General features: G+C 69.8%; 21 protein-coding genes. 16 read left to right on the top strand and 5 right to left on the bottom strand.

Annotated features, from left to right (window positions below; translation table 11 throughout):
- Positions 1-106: 106 nt before the first annotated feature.
- Positions 107-1033 (bottom strand): LysR family transcriptional regulator, encoded by a 927-nt coding sequence (locus tag L1Z78_RS16685; RefSeq protein WP_234637509.1) that lies wholly within the window; start codon positions 1031-1033, stop codon positions 107-109.
- A gap of 123 nt (positions 1034-1156) precedes the next feature.
- On the opposite strand from L1Z78_RS16685, the gene L1Z78_RS16680 reads away from it, so the two are divergent.
- Together L1Z78_RS16680 and L1Z78_RS16675 are read left to right on the top strand one after the other, a co-directional pair.
- Positions 1157-2059 carry an alpha/beta fold hydrolase gene (locus tag L1Z78_RS16680; RefSeq protein ID WP_234637508.1) on the top strand — a complete coding sequence of 301 codons (903 nt, stop codon included), beginning with the start codon at positions 1157-1159 and terminating at the stop codon, positions 2057-2059.
- A 369-nt stretch (positions 2060-2428) separates the two neighbouring features.
- Positions 2429-3931 (top strand): YdgA family protein, encoded by a 1503-nt coding sequence (locus L1Z78_RS16675; RefSeq protein ID WP_234637507.1) that lies wholly within the window; start codon positions 2429-2431, stop codon positions 3929-3931.
- Between the two features lie 60 nt (positions 3932-3991).
- Here the strand turns inward: L1Z78_RS16675 and L1Z78_RS16670 are convergent, their stop codons facing one another.
- Entirely contained in the window at positions 3992-4798 is an 807-nt protein-coding gene (locus L1Z78_RS16670) for an IclR family transcriptional regulator (protein WP_234637506.1), read from the bottom strand.
- Between the two features lie 122 nt (positions 4799-4920).
- Here L1Z78_RS16670 and L1Z78_RS16665 point away from each other — a divergent pair, with 122 nt between their 5' ends.
- From L1Z78_RS16665 to L1Z78_RS16615, 11 genes are all read left to right on the top strand, one after another.
- Positions 4921-5922 (top strand): Bug family tripartite tricarboxylate transporter substrate binding protein, encoded by a 1002-nt coding sequence (locus tag L1Z78_RS16665; RefSeq protein WP_234637505.1) that lies wholly within the window; start codon positions 4921-4923, stop codon positions 5920-5922.
- A gap of 72 nt (positions 5923-5994) precedes the next feature.
- Complete coding sequence (locus L1Z78_RS16660) at positions 5995-6930, top strand: amidohydrolase family protein (protein ID WP_234637504.1); 936 nt, start codon at positions 5995-5997, stop codon at positions 6928-6930.
- Positions 6927-7922, top strand: a complete 996-nt coding sequence (locus tag L1Z78_RS16655) for a Bug family tripartite tricarboxylate transporter substrate binding protein (protein WP_234637503.1) — start codon at positions 6927-6929, stop codon at positions 7920-7922. Before L1Z78_RS16660 ends, L1Z78_RS16655 begins: the two co-directional genes overlap by 4 nt.
- Before the next feature lie 53 nt (positions 7923-7975).
- Positions 7976-8662 carry an RraA family protein gene (locus L1Z78_RS16650; RefSeq protein WP_234637502.1) on the top strand — a complete coding sequence of 229 codons (687 nt, stop codon included), beginning with the start codon at positions 7976-7978 and terminating at the stop codon, positions 8660-8662.
- Positions 8659-9591 (top strand): NAD(P)-dependent oxidoreductase, encoded by a 933-nt coding sequence (locus tag L1Z78_RS16645; protein WP_234637501.1) that lies wholly within the window; start codon positions 8659-8661, stop codon positions 9589-9591. The genes L1Z78_RS16650 and L1Z78_RS16645 overlap by 4 nt, the downstream gene beginning before the upstream one ends.
- Positions 9592-9619: 28 nt before the next feature.
- On the top strand, positions 9620-10624 hold the full coding sequence (locus tag L1Z78_RS16640; protein WP_234637500.1) for a tripartite tricarboxylate transporter substrate binding protein: 1005 nt from the start codon (positions 9620-9622) through the stop codon (positions 10622-10624).
- A gap of 41 nt (positions 10625-10665) precedes the next feature.
- Positions 10666-11622, top strand: coding sequence for a tripartite tricarboxylate transporter substrate binding protein (locus L1Z78_RS16635; protein WP_234637499.1), 957 nt, complete (start codon positions 10666-10668; stop codon positions 11620-11622).
- Positions 11623-11690: 68 nt separating this feature from the next.
- Positions 11691-12665, top strand: coding sequence for a Bug family tripartite tricarboxylate transporter substrate binding protein (locus L1Z78_RS16630; protein ID WP_418921710.1), 975 nt, complete (start codon positions 11691-11693; stop codon positions 12663-12665).
- Positions 12662-13522 (top strand): amidohydrolase family protein, encoded by an 861-nt coding sequence (locus L1Z78_RS16625; protein ID WP_234637498.1) that lies wholly within the window; start codon positions 12662-12664, stop codon positions 13520-13522. Before L1Z78_RS16630 ends, L1Z78_RS16625 begins: the two co-directional genes overlap by 4 nt.
- A gap of 12 nt (positions 13523-13534) precedes the next feature.
- The gene (locus tag L1Z78_RS16620; protein WP_234637497.1) at positions 13535-14458 is read left to right on the top strand and encodes an SMP-30/gluconolactonase/LRE family protein; all 924 of its coding nucleotides are present in this window, start codon (positions 13535-13537) and stop codon (positions 14456-14458) included.
- 104 nt (positions 14459-14562) lie between these two features.
- On the top strand, positions 14563-15171 hold the full coding sequence (locus L1Z78_RS16615) for a DUF4337 domain-containing protein (protein WP_234637496.1): 609 nt from the start codon (positions 14563-14565) through the stop codon (positions 15169-15171).
- A gap of 80 nt (positions 15172-15251) precedes the next feature.
- On the opposite strand, the gene L1Z78_RS16610 is transcribed toward L1Z78_RS16615, so the two are convergent.
- Positions 15252-15791, bottom strand: coding sequence for a PadR family transcriptional regulator (locus L1Z78_RS16610; protein ID WP_234637495.1), 540 nt, complete (start codon positions 15789-15791; stop codon positions 15252-15254).
- Positions 15792-15956: 165 nt separating this feature from the next.
- Between L1Z78_RS16610 and L1Z78_RS16605 the strand changes: the two genes are divergently transcribed.
- Together L1Z78_RS16605 and L1Z78_RS16600 are read left to right on the top strand one after the other, a co-directional pair.
- A complete protein-coding gene (locus L1Z78_RS16605; protein WP_234637494.1) occupies positions 15957-17978 on the top strand; it encodes an NADPH-dependent 2,4-dienoyl-CoA reductase in 2022 nt (673 codons plus the stop codon).
- A gap of 29 nt (positions 17979-18007) precedes the next feature.
- On the top strand, positions 18008-18448 hold the full coding sequence (locus tag L1Z78_RS16600) for a nuclear transport factor 2 family protein (RefSeq protein ID WP_234637493.1): 441 nt from the start codon (positions 18008-18010) through the stop codon (positions 18446-18448).
- Positions 18449-18459: 11 nt separating this feature from the next.
- On the opposite strand, the gene L1Z78_RS16595 is transcribed toward L1Z78_RS16600, so the two are convergent.
- A complete protein-coding gene (locus L1Z78_RS16595) occupies positions 18460-19647 on the bottom strand; it encodes an MFS transporter (RefSeq protein ID WP_234637492.1) in 1188 nt (395 codons plus the stop codon).
- On the bottom strand, positions 19644-20846 hold the full coding sequence (locus L1Z78_RS16590) for a serine hydrolase domain-containing protein (RefSeq protein WP_234637491.1): 1203 nt from the start codon (positions 20844-20846) through the stop codon (positions 19644-19646). Before L1Z78_RS16590 ends, L1Z78_RS16595 begins: the two co-directional genes overlap by 4 nt.
- A gap of 112 nt (positions 20847-20958) precedes the next feature.
- On the opposite strand from L1Z78_RS16590, the gene L1Z78_RS16585 reads away from it, so the two are divergent.
- Entirely contained in the window at positions 20959-21894 is a 936-nt protein-coding gene (locus L1Z78_RS16585) for a LysR family transcriptional regulator (RefSeq protein ID WP_234637490.1), read from the top strand.
- Positions 21895-21939 lie beyond the last annotated feature (45 nt).

Below are 21939 nucleotides of genomic sequence, written 5' to 3'. Positions count from 1 at the left end.
TGCCGTTGCCCGGCATGTTCGCACGGCGCGGTGCGCGGGCGGTGAACCAGCATGACAGGCCCGGCGCGGCCCGGCCTGCCGCCGAGGTTGCAGATCGCGCCCGGACTCATGGCGGCGCGGCCCCCGTCCCCGGTTCCTGCGCGAACCAGTCCCCCAGAAAGCCGGTGAGCGCGCGGATCTTGGCCGACATCTCGCTGCGCGTGGCGTGCACCAGGTAGATGTCGGCCGCGGGCAGGTGCCATTGGGGCAGCACCTGGCGCAGGCGCCCCGAGGCCAGCGGCGCAGCGGCCTCCCACAGGGAGCGTTGCACGATGCCCTGGCCATCGAGCGCCCAGGCCAGGGCCGTGCTGCCATCGTTGCTGCTCAGGGCGCCATGGACCTTGACGGTTTCCTCGCGCAGGCCCTGGCGTGTGCGCCGGCCCAGGCGCCAGCTGCCATAGGTGTCGTCGCTTTCCCGGATCACGATGCAGCGGTGGGCCTGCAGGTCGGCGGGCTGGCGTGGCTCGCCGTGGACATCCAGGTAGGAAGGCGCGGCGCAGAGCACGCGCCGGTTGGGCAGCAGCAGGCGGGCGGTGAGGGCGGAGTCCGGCGGGTTGCCGAAGCGCACCACGGCGTCGAAGCCCTGTTCGACCAGGTTGACGGGCCGGTCCGTCAGATGCAGTTGCACCTGTACCTCGGGGTAGGACCGCGCAAAGGCGGACAGCGCAGGCGCCAGCCGCTGGCGTCCGAAGCCCAGGGTACAGGCCAGGGCCAGGGGGCCGCGCGCCGTGGCACGCGCGCCCGAGACGCTGCGCTCCAGACTGTCCAGGTCCGCCAGGATGCGCGTTCCTTCGAGCAGATAGGCTTGGCCCTCGGGCGTCAGATGGATGCGCCGTGTCGTGCGTTGCAGCAGGCGTACGCCCAGGCGCCGCTCCAGCAGCGCAAGGCGGCGGCTGACGGCCGGTGGCGTCACTCCCATCTGCTGGGCGGTGGCTGCCAGGCTGCCTTCGCGGATCAGCAGCGAGAAAAATCGCAGGTCGGAGAAGCCATCCATGGCGAGGAACGATTCGTAAATTGAACTGATGGATCAATGCAGCATTTTGCTATTTATGCAGCCTGGTTTACTGATTAGGATGGCGGGCTGATGGTCATGAACAATGTGGAAGGAATCTCCGGGATGCGCACAGAACCATGGATGCCGGGCCTGCGCCAGCAGCGCGTCACGGTCGATGAGGGTGTGGAAATCAACGCCTGGGTGGGGGGGCAGGGCCCGGCGCTGCTGCTGGTCCATGGCCATCCGCAGACCAGCGCGATCTGGCATCGCGTCGTGCCCCGGCTGGCGCAGGAGTTCACCCTGGTGCTGGCGGACCTGCGGGGCTACGGCGATTCCTCGCGCCCGGCCGGTGATCCGGACCATGTGAACTACAGCAAGCGCACCATGGCGCGCGACCTGCTGCGGCTGATGGAGCAACTGGGCCATGGGCATTTCAGGGTGCTGGCGCATGACCGGGGGGCGCGCGTGGCGCATCGCCTGGCGATGGACCATCCCGAGGCCGTGCAGCGCCTGGTGCTGCTGGACATCGCGCCCACGCTGGCCATGTACGAACAGACCGGCGAAGCCTTTGCGCGGGCCTACTGGCACTGGTTCTTCCTGATCCAGCCGGCGCCGCTGCCGGAGCGCCTGATCGAGTCCGACCCCGTCGCCTATGTGCGCGAGATCATGGGCCGGCGCAGCGCGGGCCTGGCGCCCTTCGATCCCCGCGCCCTGGCCGAGTACGAGCGCTGCCTGGCCCTGCCGGGCAGTGCGCGGGGCATGTGCGAGGATTACCGCGCCTCGGCCGGCATCGACCTTGTGCATGACCGGGAGGACCGCCGCCTGGAGCGCATGCTGGCCATGCCGCTGCTGGTGCTCTGGGGCGAGGAGGGCGTGGTGCACCGTTGCTTCGAGCCGCTGCGCGAGTGGCAGCGGGTGGCTCGCGACGTGCGCGGCCATCCGCTGCCGTGCGGCCACTACATCGCGGAAGAGGCTCCGGCGGCCCTGCTGGATGCGGCATTGCCCTTTCTGCGGCAGTGCGCTTGAACTCGTAGTGGCGTGCGGGCGCCATTCCCGGCTTCGCGTCCCCATGCATGGCGGGGCCGGTGGCCAATGGCGCCATATCCATGGCGCCACAACGTCGGCCTGCAAGAACATTGGCATGCAAACCATATGTGGCAATGGTAAGCAATTGCAAAAAGCAGGGCCCGCCAACAATGCTGCAATGCACCGGCATGGCACGCGAAACGCCGTTGCAACCGGCATATTGCAAGGGTGTGTGCTTACTGAAGCGGGGCGGCCCCCCATTGATGGACCGATCTCCAATCCATTGCCGGCAGGCCGTGAAATGCGGACCTGATAAGCTCGCGCCGCCCACCCGAGGGGGAGGGCCTTATTCATCACGGGATATTCACAATGAGCAACAAGAAAACCGTAGTGGCCGCCGCCGTGGCATTGGCCGTCGTGGCCTATGGCGGAACCACCTGGTATACGGGCCAAAGGGCCCAGACCGCCTACAAGGAGGCCGTGGCCGAATTGCGCAAGGTGCTGGGCGACAAGGCGGTCGTGACCGACGAATACCACAAGGGATTCCTCTCTGCCCAGGCCAGGCTGGTGCTGCAGTGGCCCGCGTCGGTGGAGGGCGAGGCAGCTGCCGCATCGGAGCCCGCCGCCGAAGCCAGGCCCGTGCGCCTGGTGGTGGACACCACGGTGCGCCATGGCCCGCTGGCGGGTGGCCGTCTGGCCGCGGCCGCGTCCGAGACGCGCTTCGCGCTCGAGGGCCTGGACGACAAGGGGCGCCAGGCCCTGGCCAAGGCCACGGCGCCCACGCTGACCAGCGTGCACCATTTCACGGGCGGCAACGATGTGCGCCTGCTGCTGCCTGCCGGCGAGATCGGCGACAACGAAGTCACCATGCGCTGGCAGGAGATGGTGCTGGACACGGCGCTGGGCGGTGGCAGCGTCAAGGGCACCTGGCGCTGGCCCGAGGTCGCCCTGCTGGGCCTGCCCAGCCGCGACGCGGCCTCCGACCTGGAGGAGGAAGAGGGCGAGGAGGAAGAGTCCGATGGCGATGAGTCCCTGCCTGCCCAGCCGGTGGCCGCGCCCGTGGAGCGCACCAGCATCGTGCTGACGGGGCTGGACAGCAGCTTCGAGAACAAGGTCATCGACGGCCTGTGGGGCCTGGGCCCCGGCAAGGCCAGCATGCGTTTTGCCCGTGTGGCCATGAGCAGCACGCCTGCCGAGGGCGGTGAGACAAAGACGCTGCTGGACCTCAAGGACGTGAGCGGCGACTCCGTGATCGAGTCCGACAAGACCACGCTGGGCATGACCACCCAGGTCAAGGGCGCGGGCCGTATCGGCCCCATCGAATTCGAGTCCCTGGGCTATGAGGAGAAGATCCAGCGCCTGGACATCGAGGCGCTGCGCAGCTTCCAGCGCATCCTGGTCGAGGGCTACCGCAAGGAAGGCCTGGCCAAGGCGCTGGAATCCCTGGAGCAGCAAGGCATGGGCGTGCTGATGCAGAACGCCCCCCGCCTGGTGGCTGCCCTGCCGGCCTACTCGATGAAGCTGCAGGCCACCTACCAGGGCCAGACCGGTCACCTGGAATACGGTGCCGAGGTGCAGAGCGCCCCCACGCAGGAGCAGATCGCCCAGACCGGCTGGATGCCGGCGCTGCTCAAGACCTCGTCGCTGCAGGCCAATGCCAGCCTGCCCAAGGCCTGGCTGGAGCCGTTGCTCAAGGCCTCGGGCAAGCCCGATGTCTCGGCCGAGGATGTGGAAGGCATGCTGGGCATGGCCCAGGCCACGGGCTATGCACGCCTGGAAGGCGACAAGCTGGTCAGCGCGCTGAAGATGCAGGGCGGCCAGGTGACGCTCAATGGCAAGCCCATGGCCCTGCCCATGGGCGCATTGCAGTAGGCGATTCGCACCGCACCCGGGCCCGCGCCCGGTGCGGTTCAGGGGCGCGTCAAGAGTGCATCAGGGATGCCATTGGCTGGCGCGCACGGGTGCCTGTGTGCTGGCACTGCCCGCCAGCGCATAGGACAGCTGGTTGGCGGCCGCCACCACGGTCTGTGCCAGCGACTCCAGCCGTGCTTCGGGAAGGCGCGATGCCGGCCCCGAGATGCACACCGAGCCCATCAGCCGCCAGTGCATGCCGAACACGGGCGCCGATACCGTGGCCACGCCCTGTTCGCGCTCGCCGATGGACCAGTGGTAGCCGCGCTGGCGGATCTGCTCGTACACCGGACCCGGTTCGCCTGAAAAAGCCAGGATCACGCGTCCGGGCGAGCCCTGGTCCAGCGGCAGACCCTCGCCCATGCGCGCATGGTGGCGCAGGGCCTGCGGCCCTTCCACGCGCACGAGGCAGGTGCGCACACTGCCTTCACGCACATAGAACGCCGCGCTTTCGCCGCTGGCCTGGGTGAGCGCGCGCAGCGCCGGCTCCAGCACGTTCTGCACGTCGAAACCTGCCTGGTAGCGCGCGCCCAGCCATCCCGCCGCGGGCCCCAGCCGCCAGTCCCCATCCTCTCTTTGCACCATGAAGCCCGATTGCGCCAGCGTGCGCGCCAGGCGCAGCACCGTGGTCTTGTGCAGGGCGCAGCGCCGGCTCAGTTCAGCCAGGGACAGGTGTGATTCGCCCAGCGCGAATGCCGCCAGCAATTGCAGGGCACGCGTGACGGCGATGACGCCGCCATCCTTGGGGCCTGCGCCTGCGCCTGCGCCTGCGCCTGCGCCTGCGCCGGGGTCGGGCGGCTGTACGGGTGTGGATCGGGAGTTGCTCATGGTGCAATATGTTGCATTGTATGAAACATCATTGTATGGGTTGAAACGTTTCTCTAAAGTCCGTTCCACGCCAGCGCAGCCATGCGGGCGTTTCGAGACACAACGAACGGAGACAAACCGCCATGCCGATTTCCTCGCTTTCGCGCCGCCTGGGCGCACGCCTGCTCGCCACCCTGGTGGGTGCCGCCGCCGTCCTGCCCATGGCCGGCGCACTGGCCCAGGACGCCTATCCCCGCAAGCCCATCCGCCTGGTGGTTCCGTTTCCTCCGGGCGGCGGCACGGACATGATCGCGCGCACCGTGGCCCAGCGCCTGGCCGACCACAACAAGTGGACCGTGGTGGTGGACAACCGGCCCGGCGCAGGCGGCAACCTGGGCGTGGACGCCGTGGCCAAGGCCGCGCCGGACGGCTATACCCTGGTCATGGGCCAGACCAGCAACCTGGCCATCAACCCCTCGCTGTACGCCAAGCTGCCCTACGACCCTCTGAAGGACCTGGCACCCGTGGCCCTGGTTTCTTCCGCGCCCATCGTCATGGCCGCGCCGGCCAATTCGCCCTACAAGACCTTTGCCGACCTGGTCAAGGCCGCCAAGGCCAAGCCTGACGGGCTGACGCTGGGCTATTCCGGCAACGGCACGGTGGCCCACCTGGCTGGCGAACTGGCCGAGAACGCGGCGGGCATCAAGCTGCGCCATGTGCCCTACAAGGGCGCGGCCCAGGCCATGACCGACCTGGTAGGCGGGCAGATCGATTTCTACATGTCGGCCGTGCCCACGCTGCTGGGCCAGGTGCGCAACGGCAAGCTGCGCGCGGTGATGGTGACCTCGCTCAAGCGATCGGACCAGCTGCCGCAGACGCCCACGCTGGCCGAGTCGGGCTACAAGGACTTCGAGGCCGTCACCTGGTTCGGCGTGCTGGCGCCGGCGGGCACGCCGCAGGCCATCGTGCAGCAGTTGAACAAGGCCATCAACGACGCGCTGCTGGTGCCCGAGGTGGCCGAGAAGCTGCGCTCCGAAGGCGGCGAGGTGCTGGGCGGCTCGTCCGAGAAGTTCGCCGCGCTGCTGCGCGCCGAGGTGCCGCGCTGGGCACGCATCGTCAAGGACTCGGGCGCCAGCCTGGACTGAGCCCGGAGGCAGGGGCGCCAGCCCTTTCGCTTCCTCCTCTCTTCCTTTTCCTTCCTCCATCGAGATCTCGCCATGGACTGCGACAGCCTTGCCGTGCCCGTCCGTTTCTCGCAGGGCAGCGCCCGGCCCCGCGCCACGCTGCCCCCGCAGGCCTGCGACTGCCATGTGCATGTCTATGACGGCCGCTACCCGGCAGCCCCGGGCGCGCGGCTGCTTCCGCCCGATGCCTCGGCCGGGGACTACCGCGCGCTGCAGCGGCGCCTGGGTACCTCGCGCTGCGTGCTGGTCACGCCGTCCACCTATGGCAACGACAACCGCTGCATGTTGGATGGGCTGGCCGCCCTCGGCCCCCAGGCGCGGGGCGTGGCCGTGATCGATGGCAGCGAAAGCGATGCCGAGCTGCAGCGCCTGCACGGCCTGGGCGTGCGCGGCGTGCGGCTGAACCTGTCGCTGGGCGTGACGGGCACGGCCGAGCTGCTGGTGCCGCTGGCCCGCCGCATTGCGCCGCTGGGATGGCACCTGCAGCTGCTGATGGCGCCGGACCTGCTGGCGTCCCTGGCCGGCGTGCTGAGGCAATTGCCGGTGCCGCTGGTGTTCGACCATTTCGGCCGCATCGCCCCGGCGCAGGCGGGGCGCCACGCCGGCCACGCGCTGCTGCGCGATCTGCTGCGCAGCGGCCGGGCATGGGTCAAGTTGTCCGGCGGCTACATCGTCAGCGCGCTGCAGTCGGTCGAAGACCCAGCGCTGGACGCGCTGGCCGCCAGCTATCTGCGCTGCGCGCCCGAGCGCGTGCTCTGGGGCAGCGACTGGCCCCATGCCACCGCCTCGGCCGGCATGCAGCCCATGCCCGACGACGCGCGCCAGGTCGACCGCCTGACCGACTGGACGGCCCGGGCCGGCGGCGCCGCCACGCTGCGGCGCGTGCTGGTGGACAACCCCCAGACGCTATACGGCTTCGAGACCGCGGCGACGCCCTTGCAATCCACACGAACAGGAGACAGGCCATGAACACCATCCGTCCCACGCGGCGCGCGCTGCTGGCTGCAGGCAGCGCCGCCTTGCTGGGGCCGCTGTGCGGCCCGGCCCGTGCCCAGCCCGAATGGCCGGCCGGCAAGCCCATCACCTGGGTCGTGCCGTATCCGCCCGGCGGCAGCACCGACGTGCTGGGCCGGCAGCTTGCGCTGCACCTGGGCAAGACCCTGGGCAGTACCGTCATCGTGGACAACCGCGCAGGCGCCACGGGCACGATCGGCGCAGCCTTCGTCGCCAAGGCCGCGCCGGACGGCCATACGCTGCTGGGCACCTCCATCGGCCCCCAGGCCATTGCTCCCCATCTCATCGGCAAGCTGCCCTACGACCCGATCGCGGGCTTCGAGCCGGTGATCACCATCGGCACCATCCCGCATCTGCTGGTGGTGGGCGCATCCCAGCCATGGCAGTCGCTGGCCGACCTGCTGGCGGCCGCGCGGGCGCAGCCGGGCCAGCTGGCCTTTGCCTCGGGCGGCAGCGGAACGATCCTGCACATGCAGGGCGAACTGCTGCAGCGCCAGGCTGGCGTGCGCTTCATCCACATTCCCTACAAGGGTGATACGCCGGCCCTGCAGGACACGCTGGCAGGCCAGGTGCAGTGCATGTTCGCCCCCGTGGCGGCCGCGCTGCCCCACGTGCAGGCCGGCAAGCTGCGCGCGCTGGCCGTGACCTCGGCGGCGCGCCTGAAGGCGCTGCCCGCCGTGCCGACCATGGCCGAGGCCGGCATTGCCGACTTCGTGGTCGAGCAGTGGCAGGCCGTCTTTGCCCCTGCCCGCACCCCCGCCGCCATCGTGCAGCGCCTGAACCAGGACATCGGACTGGCGCTCAAGGATCCCAGCGTGCTCGCGCTTGCCGAACGCCTGGGCGTGACCCTGGCCGGCGGCACGCCCCGCCAATTGGGCGAGCTGCAGAAAAGCGATTCCGCCAAGTGGGCGCGTCTCATCCGCGAGGCCGGCATCAAGGCCGACTGAAGCGAACCCGCCCGCATTCCCTTCCTTTTTTTCCGTGAACCGACTGGACCATCATGAGCCAACTTCCCGAAATCATCCGTGACATCGAGCGCGTGGACGCCGAGGTCGTGCGCCGCGCCGCCGGCTTTCAGGCCGCCATCCTGGCCGACGTGGCGGGCCGCCGCGGCACCATGCATGCCCGCGTGGCGCCCGTGCACCAGGCCATGAAGGTCGCCGGCCCGGCCTTCACTGTCGAGGTGCGCCCCGGCGACAACCTCATGATCCACGCCGCCATCGCGCTGGCCCGTCCCGGCGACGTGCTGGTCATCGACGGCAAGGGCGACCAGACCGCCGCGCTGATGGGCACGCTGATGCTCAGCGCCTGCAAGAAGCTGGGCCTGGCCGGCGTCATCGTCGATGGCGCCATCCGCGACAAGCTGGAACTGCTGGAGCTGGACTTTCCCGTGTTCAGCGCGGGCTTCAATCCCGCAGGCCCGACCAAGTTCGTGCCGGGCCGCATCAACCATCCCGTCTCTGCCGGCGGCGCCATCGTGAACCCCGGCGACCTGGTCGTGGGCGATGCCGACGGCGTGGTCGTCATCGAGCGCGCCAAGGCGCCCGCGATGATGGCCCTTGCCGACAGGAAGGTGGCCGATGAAGCCGCGCGCATCGAAGCCATCGCGCGCGGCGACACCGCGTCGAAGTGGCTGCCTGCTGCGCTGCGCGCCGCCGGCGTCCTCAAGGAAGGAGAATCGCTGTGAGCACCATCATCGTCACCGGTGCCGACCTGGCACAACAGGCCGTGGAACTGCTCGCTGGCCACGATATCGTCTACGCCGGCAAGGCACCCACCGAGGACGACCTGGTCGCACTGTGCCGCGCCCATGATCCCGTGGCCATCATCGTGCGCTACGGCAAGGTGGGCGCGGCCGTGATGGATGCGGCTCCCTCGCTGCGCGTGATCTCCAAGCACGGCAGCGGCACGGACACCATCGACAAGGCGGCGGCCGGCGAGCGCGGCATCGCCGTGGTGGCTGCCACCGGTGCCAATGCGGCGGCCGTGGCCGAGCAGGCCCTGGCCCTGCTGCTGGCCTGCGCCAAGTCCGTGGTGCAGCTCGATGCACGCATGCATGCCGGCCATTGGGACAAGGCCACGCACAAGAGCCTGGAGCTGGGCGGGCGCACCGTGGGCCTGGTGGGCCTGGGCGCCATCGGCCTGCGCTTTGCCCGCATGGCCGATGCGATGGGCATGCGCGTGATCGGCTTCGATCCCTTCGCGAAGAACCTGCCGGCATACGTGCAGGCCGTGGACCTGGCGACGATCTGGCGCGAATCCGATGCCATCTCGCTGCACTGCCCGCTGACCGAGGACAACCGGGGCATGCTGGACGCGGCCACGCTGGCCGCCTGCAAGCGCGGCGTGATCGTGGTGAATACGGCGCGCGGCGGCCTGATCGACGAGGCGGCGCTGCTGGCGGCCGTGCGTTCGGGGCAGGTGGCCGCGGCGGGCCTGGACAGTTTCGTGGTCGAACCCATGGTGGCGGGCCATCCGTTCCAGGGCGAGCCGCGTTTCGTGCTCAGTCCCCACATTGGTGGCGTGACCGGCGATGCCTACGTCAACATGGGCGTTGGCGCGGCCAGGAACGCGCTGGAGGTGCTGGCGCGCCCCCCCGTGGCGGCCGGGGCCTGAGGCTGCACAGCAGGCGAGGAGACAAGCGATGTCGAAGATTGTCGCGGCAGCCCGCCGCCGTGCGCTGCGCCACGCAACGCTGGCCGCGCTGGGACTTGCGGCATGCGCCGCCCAGCCCGCACTGGCGCAGAAGGCCTATCCGGCCAAGCCCGTGCGGCTGGTGGTGGGCTTTGCCGCGGGCGGTCCCACCGACGTGGTGGCGCGCGCCTTTGCCGACCATGCGGGCCAAGCGCTGGGCCAGCCCTTCGTGGTGGACAACAAGCCCGGCGCCAACACCATCCTGGCCGCCCAGGCCGTGGCTGCCGCGCCGGCCGACGGCTACACGCTGCTGTTCGGCGCCACCAACCACAGCATGATCCCGGCGCTCTACCAGGGGCGCGTGAAGTTCGATGTGGTGCGCTCGTTCCGGCCGCTGTGCACCGTGGCCAGCAGCCCCACCGTGCTGGTGGTGGGGCAGGGCATGCCCGTGCGCAGCCTGCAGGAGTACATGGACCGCGCGCGCAGCCAGCCCGGCAGCGTCACGGCCGGCACGGCGGGCATGGGCAGTTCGGGCCATTTCGCCACCGAAATGTTCGCGCGGGCCAAGGGCCTGAAGCTCAACCATGTGCCCTACAAGGGCGCGGCGCCCGTGGTCACGGACCTGATGGGCGGCCAGCTGGACAGCTCCTTCGCCACGCTGGGCTCGGTGCTGCCGCAGATCCGCGGCGGCAAGCTCACGGCGCTGGCCGTGGCCTCGCCCCGGCGCTCGTCCCTGCTGCCGCAGGTGCCCACCTTCGCCGAGGCAGGCGGCGGCGACTATGCGGCCGACGTCTGGTATGGCGTGCTGGCACCGGCCGGCATTCCCGACGGTGTGGTCCAGGCGCTGGAGCGCGCAGCCCGCGAATTCGCGCAAAGCCCGGCGGCGGCGGACAAGCTGCGCGGCCTGGGCATGGACGCCGAGTCCCACTGCGGCGCGGCCTTTGCGCAGCGCGTGGCCACCGAGGCAGGCACGTATGCGCAGATCGCCCGGGACCTGAACCTCAAGGCGGAATGAGCCGCCGACCGACCACCGCAGACCACTGAAGGAGACACACCATGAAACTGCTTGCCAGAACCCTGATCGCAGCCTGTGCCCTGGCTGCCGCCGTGGCGCATGCCGCCTTTCCCGAGCGGCCCATCACCCTGGTCGTGCCCTATGCGCCCGGTGGCGGCGCCGACGCGGCCGCACGCCTGCTGGCCACGCGCATGGGCGCGCGGCTGGGCACCAGCGTCATCGTGGACAACCGGCCCGGCGCCAGCGGCACCATCGGTGCCAGCCAGGTGGCCAAGGCGCGCGCCGACGGCTATACCGTGCTCTACGACGCCACGCCGTTTTCGATCAACCCCCACCTGTTCCCCAAGCTGCCGTTCGCACGCGATGCGCTGGAGCCGCTGTCGCTGGTGCTGCTCATGCCCAACGTGGTCGTGGTCAAGGCCGACTCGCCCGTGCGCAGCGTGGCCGACCTGGCCGCGCGCGCCAAGGCCGCGCCGGGCAAGATCAACTTCGCCTCGGGCGGCAGCGGCACGGTGCAGCGCCTGGCGGCGGAGCTGTTCCGCCAGCGGCTGGGACTGGACATGGTCCACGTGCCCTACAAGAGCGGCGGCCCTGCCATCTCCGACGTGATGGGCGGGCAGGTGGACTTCATGTTCGGCACCATGGCCGCCACCTATCCGCTGGTGACGGGCGGCAAGCTGCGGGCGCTGGCGGTGGCGGCGCCCGAGCGTTCGGCACGCCTGCCCGACGTGCCCACGGTGGCCGAGACGGTGATCCCGGGCTACGAGGCCTATGAGTGGAACGGCGTGTTCCTGCCCGCCGGCACACCCGCGCCCGTGGCCGCCAAGCTGCGCCAGGCCCTGGTCGATGCGCTGGGCGAGCCCGAGGTGCGCCAGCGCCTGAACGACCTGGGCGCCCAGCCCATGGGCACGACGCCGCAGGAGTTCGCTGCCTTCCTCAAGAAGGAAGACGCCAGGTGGGGCGAGGTGGTGCGCAAGGGCGCCATCGTGCTGGACTGAGCGCATGGCCATGTACCACCGGTTGCGCTTTGACTGACACAGGAGAGAGATACATGCTCAAGCAGACCATGCCCCGAAGGCAGGCAGGCAAGCTGCTGGCAGCTGCGGTTCTGATGCTGCCCGCTGCGGCCGCCCTGGCCCAGGCGGCCTATCCCGCCCGGGCGGTGCGGATCGTGGTGCCTTATCCCGCCGGCGGCGCTGTCGATCAGGTGACGCGACGCATCGCCCAGAAGCTGAGCGAGCAGACGGGCCAGAGTTTTTTTGTCGACAACAAGGCCGGTGCCACCGGCACTGTGGGCACGGCGCAGGTCGCGCGCTCGCCAGGCGATGGCTACACGCTGCTGGCCAACGACACCACGTACTCGATCCTGCCGCAGGTCTTCCAGAAGCTGCCGTGGGACCATGCCCACGACCTGGTGCCGGTCGCTGGCTTCAACTTCGCGCCCACGGCTCTGGTGGTGGCCAACAGTTCGCCGTTCACGACGCTGGGCGAGCTGGTGGCCTATTCGCAGGCGCATCCGGGCAAGCTCAACTATGGCTCCGGCGGCGCCGGCACCCTGCCGCATTTCGCCACCGAGGCACTCAAGGCCGCCAGCGGGCTGGATGCCGTGCACGTGCCCTACAAGGGTGCGGGCGAGGCCACGCTGGCGCTGCTGGGCGGATCGATCGATTTCCAGATCGCCTCGACCCCTGGCGTCATGGGGCAGGTGCGCGGCGGCAAGCTGCGCCTGCTGGCAGTCAGCGGCCAGCAGCGCCTGAAGGCGCTGCCGAACGTGCCCACCTTCGCCCAGGCGGGTGCGCCGGCCTACCAGGTGCTCAACTTCACCGGCCTGTGGGCACCCAAGGGCACACCTGAGGCCGTCGTGCAGACACTGCGCAAGAACAACGCCATCGCCATGGCGGGCGCGGACATGCAGGCCTTTGCCGACGACATGGGGGCGGTGGCCGATGTCGCAGGCGGGCCGGCGTTTGCCGACAAGCTCAAGAGCGACGCGCGGCTGTGGGCCCAGGTCGCCGGCAAGCTCGGGATGGAGCGGCAATGACGGCACCCTTGCAGCGCCGGCCGAATGCCGTCCTGCCGCAGCACGCCTGCGACAGCCACATGCACATCTTCGACCCGCGCTTTGCGCCATCGCCGCACTGGCCGCGCAGACCGCCCCATGCGGACGTGGCCATGTACCGGCAGTTGCAGCAGCGCCTGGGCACCGCGCGCGCCGTGGTGGTCACGCCATCGACCTATGGCACGGACAACCGCTGCACGCTGGATGCGCTGGACCAGCTGGGCGAGGCCGCACGCGGCGTGGCCGTGGTGGCCCACGACGTGGACGATGCCGAACTGGACCGCCTGGCCGTGCGGCGCGTGTGCGGACTGCGCGTGAACTTCGTCTCGCCCCAGTCCTGGGGCGAGACCACGGCGTACATGCTGGCCACGCTGGCGCGGCGGATTGCGCGCCTGGGCTGGCATGTGCAGGTCTTCGTCCATCCGCAGCAACTGGTGGACATGGCGCCCGTGCTCGCCGCGCTGCCCGTGCCCCTGGTCGTGGACCACATGGGCCGCATCGATCCCGCGCACGGTCCGCAGGGCGAGGCCTGGGACACGCTGCGCCGTCTGCTGGACGGGGGCAATACCTGGGTCAAGCTGTCGGGCGCCTACATGCGCTCGGCGGTGGGCGCGCCATCCTATGCCGACACGCTGCCCCTGGGCCGCGCCCTGGTGCAGGCCGCGCCCGAGCGCCTGGTCTGGGGCAGCGACTGGCCCCACACCACCGAGGCGCCGGGCAGCGTGGACGACGCCGACCTGGCCGATCTGCTGGACGCCTGGGCCGCCACACCGGCCATGATGCAGCGCATCCTCGTCGACAACCCGGCGCACCTGTACGGATTCCCGTGCGGTTCTTGAAGGAGTCCCCTCATGTTTTTGCTGCAAGCCCCCGAAGTCCGTGAACTGGAGCCATTCAGCGCCATGCCCGACGCCTTTCGCCGCCGCGAGCGCAGCGACTGGGCCGATGCCAACCGGGGCGGCGCCGTCACGGATTCCTTCCTCGAAGGGCCGGTGTTCGACGGCGCGGGCCACCTCTACGTGGCCGACATCCCCTGGGGCCGCGTGTTCCGCATCGACCCGCAAGGCGTCTGGAGCCTGGTGGCCGAGTACGACGGCGAGCCCAACGGCATGAAGTTCCTGGATGCGGACACGCTGCTGATCACCGACTACAAGAACGGCCTGATGCGTCTGGATGTGGCGACTGGCCGCATCAGCCCCCACCTGCAGCGGCGCAACAGCGAGCGGTTCAGGGGCGTCAACGACCTGGTCTTCGATGCAGGCGGCAACCTGTACTTCACCGACCAGGGCCAGAGCGGCCTGCACGAGCCCGTCGGCCGCCTGTACCGCCTGCGCCCCGACGGCCAGCTGGACCTGCTGCTGTCCAACGTGCCCAGCCCCAACGGCGTGGCGCTGTCGCCCGACGGGCGTGTGCTCTACCTGGCCGCCACGCGCGGCAACTGCGTGTGGCGCGTGCCGCTGATGCCTGACGGCAGCGTGGCCAAGGTGGGACAGTTCTTCACCTCCCATGGCCCCAGCGGCCCCGATGGCCTGGCCGTGGATGCCGAGGGCCGCCTGCTGGTGGCCAACCCCGGCCTGGGCCTGGTCTGGGTGCTCAACCACCGTGCCGAGCCCGTGCAGGTGCTGCGCGGCGTGCCCGGCAGCTCGCTGACCAACCTGGCTTTCGGGGGTGAGGACCGGCGCACGCTGTACGTGACCGACTCCACGCATGGCCGCATCCTGCGTGCCACCATGGATGTGCCGGGCCTGGCGCTGCATGGGCCGTTCGGCGGCTGAATGGAGCGACGGCTTCATCCTCGGGGCCCGTCACTCCCGGAGCCCGGAGGGCCGCCAGCCGGCCCCATAATGCGCCACCCATTGCTATCAAGGAGTTGGCACAAATGTCTTCCGGCGGTTTTCACGTCCATGGCCCACACGATCACGAACTCGAACATGCCGCCGAGGGCGAGCACGGGCAGACCGCCCACCACGGCATCGGCGGCGGCAGCCTGACCAACCAGATCGCCATGTGCACCGCGGTCATCGCCACCGTGGGCGCCATCTTCTCTTACATGGGCGGGGCGACCCAGGCCAATGCCGGACTGTACAAGAACGACGCAGCCATCAAGAAGACCGAAGCAGCCAACCAGTGGGCCTTCTATCAGGCCAAGAGCACCAAGCAGTCGCTGTCCGAGTTCGCGCGTGACCTGGCCACGACGGAGGACAGGCGGGCAGCCTACCAGGCCAAGGTGGAGCGCTACGAAAAGGAAAAGGACGACATCAAGCACGATGCCGAACGCCTGGAAGCCGAGGCCCGGCACCGGGACGAGCAGTCCGAGCTGCAGATGCACCTGCATCACCGCTGGGCTCAGGCCACCACCGCGCTGCAGGTCGCCATTGCCCTCGCAGCCATTGCGCTGCTGACCAAGAAGAAATGGCTCGAATACGCCATGCTCGGCGTGGCAGTGCTCGGCCTTGGCGTGGGCGGCCTGGCGATGCTGCATATCTGAACGGCGGCTTCAGCCGCCTGCGCCGTGACTCCACAACGTGGAGCATGTCCACTGCGCGATGGCGCGGCGCCGCATGCACCTCAAGGCCTGGCCGGCATCTCCAGGATCTCGCGGGCCTCGCGCAGCAGGCCCAGCCACAGTTCTTCATGCCGGATGCCGGCCTTGAGCACCAGGTGCTGCAGGCGCCGCTCGCGCGTGGGGGGCCTGCCAAGGAAGTCGCGTTCTTCCAGGCGCCGGTAGACATCGAGCTGGGCCTGGTGCAGGGCCTGCAGCCGCTGCACCTCGGCATCCAGCCCGCAGGGGCCGATGACGGCCTCGGCACGCAGGCGCACCATCCATTCCTCGCGTAGCGGCTTGGGGTCTTCCTGTTCGGCCACCCAGCGGCGCAGCTCCGTGCGCCCGGCCGGCAGGATGCGGTACTGGCGCTTGCGGCCCCGGCCGGATTCGGCGGGCAGCGCCTCGGTCCAGCCTGCTTCCTCCAGCCGCGCGAGTTCGCGGTAGATCTGCTGGTGGGTGGCATTCCAGAAGTAGCCGATGGAACGGTCGAAGCGCTCGGCAAGTTCCGAGCCCGAGCATTCGTGCTCGACCAGGGCGGTGAGAAGGGCGTGAGGCAGGGACATCGGCGACGGGAGACTGGAACGGGGTGCCATCTTGCCTCAAGCCCGGGCACCTCGCGGCCTGGCCACCGGGTCGATGGGGGTTTTGCAATCTTTTGCGCAACCAGTTGCATAAATAAAGACGGGTGGCTACATTCATGCAACCCGTTGCATAAAAGCGAGACGAACATGACCCACTATCCCCACCTGAATGCGCCCCTGGACCTGGGGTTCACCACGCTCAGGAACCGCGCGCTCATGGGCTCCATGCACGTGGGGCTGGAAGAGGTGCCCCACGGCTTCGAGCGCATGGCCGCCTTCTATGCCGAGCGCGCGCGCGGCGAGGTGGGGCTGATCGTCACGGGCGGCATCGCCCCCAACGAGCGCGGCCGGCCCATGAAGGGCGGGGCCATGCTGGTCAACGAGCACGAGGCCGGGCAGCACCGCATCGTCACGCGCGCCGTCCATGCCGAGGGCGGCAAGATCGCCATGCAGATACTGCATTTCGGCCGCTATGCCTACCATCCGGCCCTGGTCGCGCCCAGCGCGCTGCAGGCGCCCATCAACCCCTTCGTGCCCCATGCGCTGGATGCGGACGAGGTGGAGCAGACCATCGAGGACTTCGCGCGCTGCGCGGCCCTGGCGCGGCACGCGGGCTACGACGGCGTGGAGATCATGGGCTCCGAGGGCTATCTGATCAACGAATTCATCGCGGCGCGCACCAACCACCGCGACGACGAATGGGGCGGCAGCCATGCCCACCGCATGCGCTTTCCCGTGGAGATCGTGCGGCGCACGCGCGAGCGGGTGGGGCCGGATTTCATCATCATCTACCGGCTGTCCATGCTGGACCTGGTGGAGGGTGGCTCCACGCTGGAGGAGGTCATCGCGCTGGCGCAGGCCATCGAGGCGGCCGGCGCGACGCTGCTGAACACCGGCATCGGCTGGCATGAGGCGCGCATCCCGACCATTGCCACCAAGGTGCCGCGCGCCGCCTATGCCTGGGTCACGCGCCGGCTCATGGGCCAGGTGGGCATTCCGCTGATCACCTCCAACCGCATCAACACACCCGAAGTCGCCGAGCAGTTGCTGGCCGAGGGCTTTGCCGACATGGTGTCCATGGCGCGCCCGCTGCTGGCCGATGCCGACTTCGTGCGCAAGGCGCGCCAGGGCCGGGCCGACGAGATCAATACCTGCATCGCCTGCAACCAGGCCTGCCTGGACCATACCTTCGGTGGCAAGATCACCTCCTGCCTGGTCAACCCGCGCGCCTGCCATGAGACCGAACTGGTGCTGGAGCCCGCGCCCGCGCCCAAGCGCATCGCCGTGGTGGGCGCGGGCCCGGCCGGCCTGGCCTTTGCCGTCACCGCCGCGCGGCGAGGGCATGCGGTGACCCTGTTCGATGCGGGCAGCGAGATCGGCGGCCAGCTCAACATCGCCAAGAAGGTGCCGGGCAAGGAGGAATTCCACGAGACGCTGCGCTATTTCCGGCGCCAGCTGGAGCTGGCCGGCGTGGTGCAGCACCTGGGCCGGCGCGTCGAGGCGGCCCGGCTCATCGAGGAGGGCTACGACGAGATTGTGCTGGCCACGGGCATCCGTCCGCGCGTGCCCGCCATCGAGGGCGTGGACCATCCCAAGGTGCTCGGCTACCTGGACGTGCTGCGCGATGACAGGCCCGTGGGCGAGCGCGTGGCCGTCATCGGCGCGGGCGGCATCGGCTTCGATGTCGCCGAGTACCTCACGCATGCAGGCGACAGCGGCGCCGTGGCACCGGACAAGTTCTATGCCGAGTGGGGCATCGACACCGGTTATGCGAAGGCCGGCGGCCTGGCCGACCCGCAGGTCGAGCCCTCGCCGCGCCGCGTGCACCTGCTGCAGCGCAAGTCCTCCAAGGTGGGGGACCAACTGGGCAAGACCACGGGCTGGATCCACCGCACCTCGCTGAAGGCGCGGCGCGTGGGCATGAGCCAGGGCGTGGCCTACGAGCGCATCGACGATGCCGGCCTGCACATCACCGTGGACGGCCAGCCGCAGCTGCTTGCGGTGGACAACGTGGTGCTGTGCGCAGGCCAGGAGCCGCTGCGTGAGCTGCAGGCGCAACTGCAGGCGGCGGGCCGCAGCGTGCACCTGATCGGCGGTGCCGACGTGGCGGCCGAGCTGGACGCCAAGCGCGCCATCCTCCAGGGAACCGCCCTGGCCGCCCGCATCTGACCGCCGTTTTCAACCCCAAGGAGACAAGCATGTCGCATCCCCCGAAGAACGCCCATCCCGCGGTCGCCCGCTCGCTCGACCTGTGGCACCGCATGGTCGCCGCCCACGACCTGGGCGAGCTGGCCACCATCGTCCACCCCGATGCGGTGTTCCGCTCACCCATGGCGAACACGCCCTATGCCTCCGCGCCCGCACTGGTGCTGGCGCTGAACACCGTGATACAGGTGTTCGAGGACTTCACCTACCACCGGCAGCTGGCCAGCGACGACGGCCTGGACGTGGTGCTGGAATTCAGCGCTCGCGTGGGCGACAGAAACCTCAAGGGGATCGATTTCATCCGCTTCGACGAACAAGGCCTGATCCGCGAGTTCGAGGTCATGGTCCGCCCCATGAGCGGGCTGCAGGCGCTGGGCACGGAAATGGGAAAGCGCCTCGGTGATCAGCTGCCGGCCTTCAAGGCGCGGGCCTGAGGGGCACCCGCTCAGTCTGGCACGGGCGCGGCAAAGCCATGCCGGCTGGCGCGCCATGTGGCAACCAGCGCGGCGGCCAGCAGGGCCAGCGCGAACGGAGACAGCCCGGTGACGCCCAGGTGCTGGAGCACGGTGCCTCCCACGATGGCGCCGCCCGCAATGGCCGCGTTCCAGGTCGTCACCAGCATGGACTGGGCAATGTCGGTCGCGCCGGCCACGCCATGCGCAGCCGTCTTGGCCAGTGCTGTCTGGAACAGGGTGGCCGAGCCGCCGAAGGCCAGGCCCCAGGCGCCCACCGCCAGATAGATGGCCAGGGGCGCCGGGCCTGCCACGCCCAGCGCCAGTGCCGCCGTGCCGAAGAGCAGGGTGCTGGCGAGGGTCAGTGCGCGCAGGTGGCGGTCGATCAGCAGTCCCGTGGCCCATATGCCCGGCAGCGAGGCCCCGCCGAACACCAGCAGCGCCAGGTCCGTGCGCCGTGCCATGTCCACGGCGGCCAGCAGCGGCGCTATGTAGGTATAGAGCATGTTGTGCGCCAGCACGAAGGCCAGCACCACGAACAGTACGGAGCGGATGCCGGGCAACAGGAGCACCTGGCCCAGGCGCAGCCGCCGGCCCGCGGGCTGGCCGGCGAAGTCAGGCACGCGCAGGCGTATCCAGGCCATCAGCAGCAGGGCCAGCACGCTCATGGCGGCGAAGCAGATGCGCCAGCCCGCCAGCGTGCCCAGGAAGCTGCCCGCCGGCACGCCCAGCGACAGGGCCAGCGGCGTGCCTGCCATGGCCACCGCGATGGCGCGGCCCTGCTGATGGGCCGGCACCATGCGCGCGGCATAGCCGGCCAGCAGTGCCCAGAGCAGGCCGGCCGATACGCCCGCAACAAAGCGCGAAGCCATGGTCAGGCCATAGTGGCTGGAGACCGTGGTGACCAGATTGGCGAGCGCGAAGCCGGCGATGGCCGCCAGCAGCAGCGGCCGGCGCCGCACGGCCTGGGTGGCGATGGTCAGCGGAATGGCGGCCAGCAGCGACCCCAGGGCATAGGCCGTGACGGTCTGGCCCGCCCAGGCCTCGGTCACGCCCAGGTCCTGCGCCATCCGGGGCAGCAGGCCGGCGGGCAGGGCTTCGGTCAGGATAGCGATGAAGGCCGCCATGCCCAGGGCCAGCAGCTCCGGCAGCGGGAAACGGTCCTGGCGTGCCGTGCTCATCGTGCCTGCTCCAGGGCCGGTGCTGCGTAGATCGCATCCCGCAGATCCGTGACGAAGCGGCCATGCATGCCCTCGTACAGCGTGTTGGTCAGGGCCACGCCACTGAGCTTGCGTGCCGGGTCCACGAACCAGGAGTGGCCGTAGGCCCCGCCCCAGCGCCAGGTCCCAGCAGACTCTGGCGAGCGGGCGGCGGACGGGTCGCGCAGCACCGAAAAGCCCAGCCCGAAGCCGAAGCCCGGCGCATTGGGCAGGTCCAGTGCCGGAATCTGGTCCCGCGCCATCTGCGTGCTCCAGTCCGCGGCAAGCAAGGCATTGGCGCCACCGGGCCGCAAGGCCTCCAGCAGGCGCAGCACATCCCCGGCCGTGCCCGACATGCCTGCGCCGGCCGAGGCAAATGCCCGGGCATCGAAGATGCGCCGAGGGCTGTAGGCGATGCCGACCGTGCCGTCGAAGACCGGCACGGTCTCGCCTTCCTCCAGCCGGTGTGGTTGCGGCGTGCCCTGCACATAGGCCGTGGCCACGCGGTGCGGTGCGCGGGCGGTGAAGCCGGTGTCGGCCATGTCTAGCGGTCCGGTGACCAGGGTGTGCACCGCGTCCGCCAGCGCGGCATCCTGCACACGCTCCACCAGGGCCCCCAGCACGTCGGTGGCCAGCGAATAGCACCATGCCGTGCCCGGCTCGTACAGCAGCGGCACGCTGGCGATGCGCCGCAGGTTCTCGTCCAGGCTGATGTCCGAGCCGTCCATGCCGTCCGACACCCCGGCTCTCGCGTAGGGGCCATCGCCATCGGCTTCGAGGAAGCGGTAGCCCAGTCCCGCCGTGTGGCTCAACAGCTGTCTTGCGGTGATGCGCGCCGGGCGACCGTCGGCCGTGCGGGGCCGGAACCCGGGCAGCCAGCGGTCCACGCCGTCATCGAGTGCCAGCCGGCCCTGAGCCGCCAGCTTCAGCGCGGCGGCGCTGACGATGGGCTTGCTGACCGAGGAGAGGCGGAAGATGGTATCCAGCGCCATGGCGCGTCCGCTTTCTCGGTCGGCCAGGCCTGCGGCCTGCTGGTGCAGCAGCCGGCCGTCATGCGCCACGAGCACCACGGCGCCGACCAGGCGCTGCGCCTCGATGGCCTGCCGCACCACCGAAGCAATGTGTTGCGACCAGGGCGCCTGCGGGGTGTCGCAATGGGGAAGGCGAGGGGAAATCGTCACGGAAACTCCTTTTCGAACGGGATGGCCGTGACGATAGGCACGCCTGGATTGAAGAAAAAGCAGGCTAGAGTTCCGAGATGCGCGGAAAAAAATGTCCGCAATTGGAGGATGAATGGACAGCCTCAACGGCTTCACGGTGTTTGTGCAGGTGGCGGAAACGCGCAGCTTCGCGGCGGCGGGGCGGATGCTGGGCGTCTCCGCATCGGCCGTCGGAAAAGGCATTGCGCGGCTGGAGGACCGGCTCGGCGTGCGGCTGTTTCACCGCAGCACGCGCAGCATCACGCTGACGGCGGAAGGGCTGCTGTTCCTGGAGCGCAGCCGCCGCATCCTGGCCGAGATCGAGGCCGCCCAGCTGGAGCTGTCGCAGGCCACGGCCACGCCGCGCGGACGGCTTCGCGTGAGCCTGCCCCTGGTCAGCTCGCTGGTGCTGCCCGTGCTCGGCGAGTTCATGCGCGAGTACCCCGAGATCGAGCTGGACCTGGATTTTTCCGACCGCTTGGTGGACGTCATCGAGGAAGGCTTCGATGCCGTGGTCCGCTCGGGCGAGCCGGCCGATTCACGGCTGACGGCGCGGCGCCTGGGCCAGTTCCGGATGATGCCGGTGGCCTCGCCCGCGTATCTGCAGCGCAGGGGCGTGCCGCAGGCGCCCGCCGACTTGCTGGCGCATTCCTGCCTGCACTACCGCTTCCCGCACAGCGGAAAGCTGGAGGAATGGGTAGGGGCCGATGCCCACGGCCGCACGGACGGGCAGGGCCTGCCGCTGGCCTTGCCCGTCTCCATGGTCTGCAACAACATCGAGACGCGGCTGTGCTTTGCCCTGCAGGGGCTGGGCATCGCCTATCTGCCCGATTTCGCGGTCCGGCAGGCGCTGGCCGAAGGCCTGCTGCAGACCGTGCTGGCCGGCCAGATGGGGCATGTGAACACATTCCACGTACTGTGGCCGGCGGGCAGGCATCTCGCGCCCAAGGTCCGTGCGCTCGTGGATTTCCTGTGCGAGCGGGTGTTTCCGGGCGGGGCCTCGCAGGCCTGCAGCCCCGTGGCTCCCTGAAGAAGGGGCCTGCCGCCTGTCGCGCAAGATCCGCCGCCGTCCTGG

It is taken from the genome of Delftia tsuruhatensis, assembly GCF_903815225.1.
GTDB lineage: Bacteria > Pseudomonadota > Gammaproteobacteria > Burkholderiales > Burkholderiaceae_C > Comamonas > Comamonas tsuruhatensis_A.
This window is presented reverse-complemented; position numbering and strand designations above follow the sequence as displayed.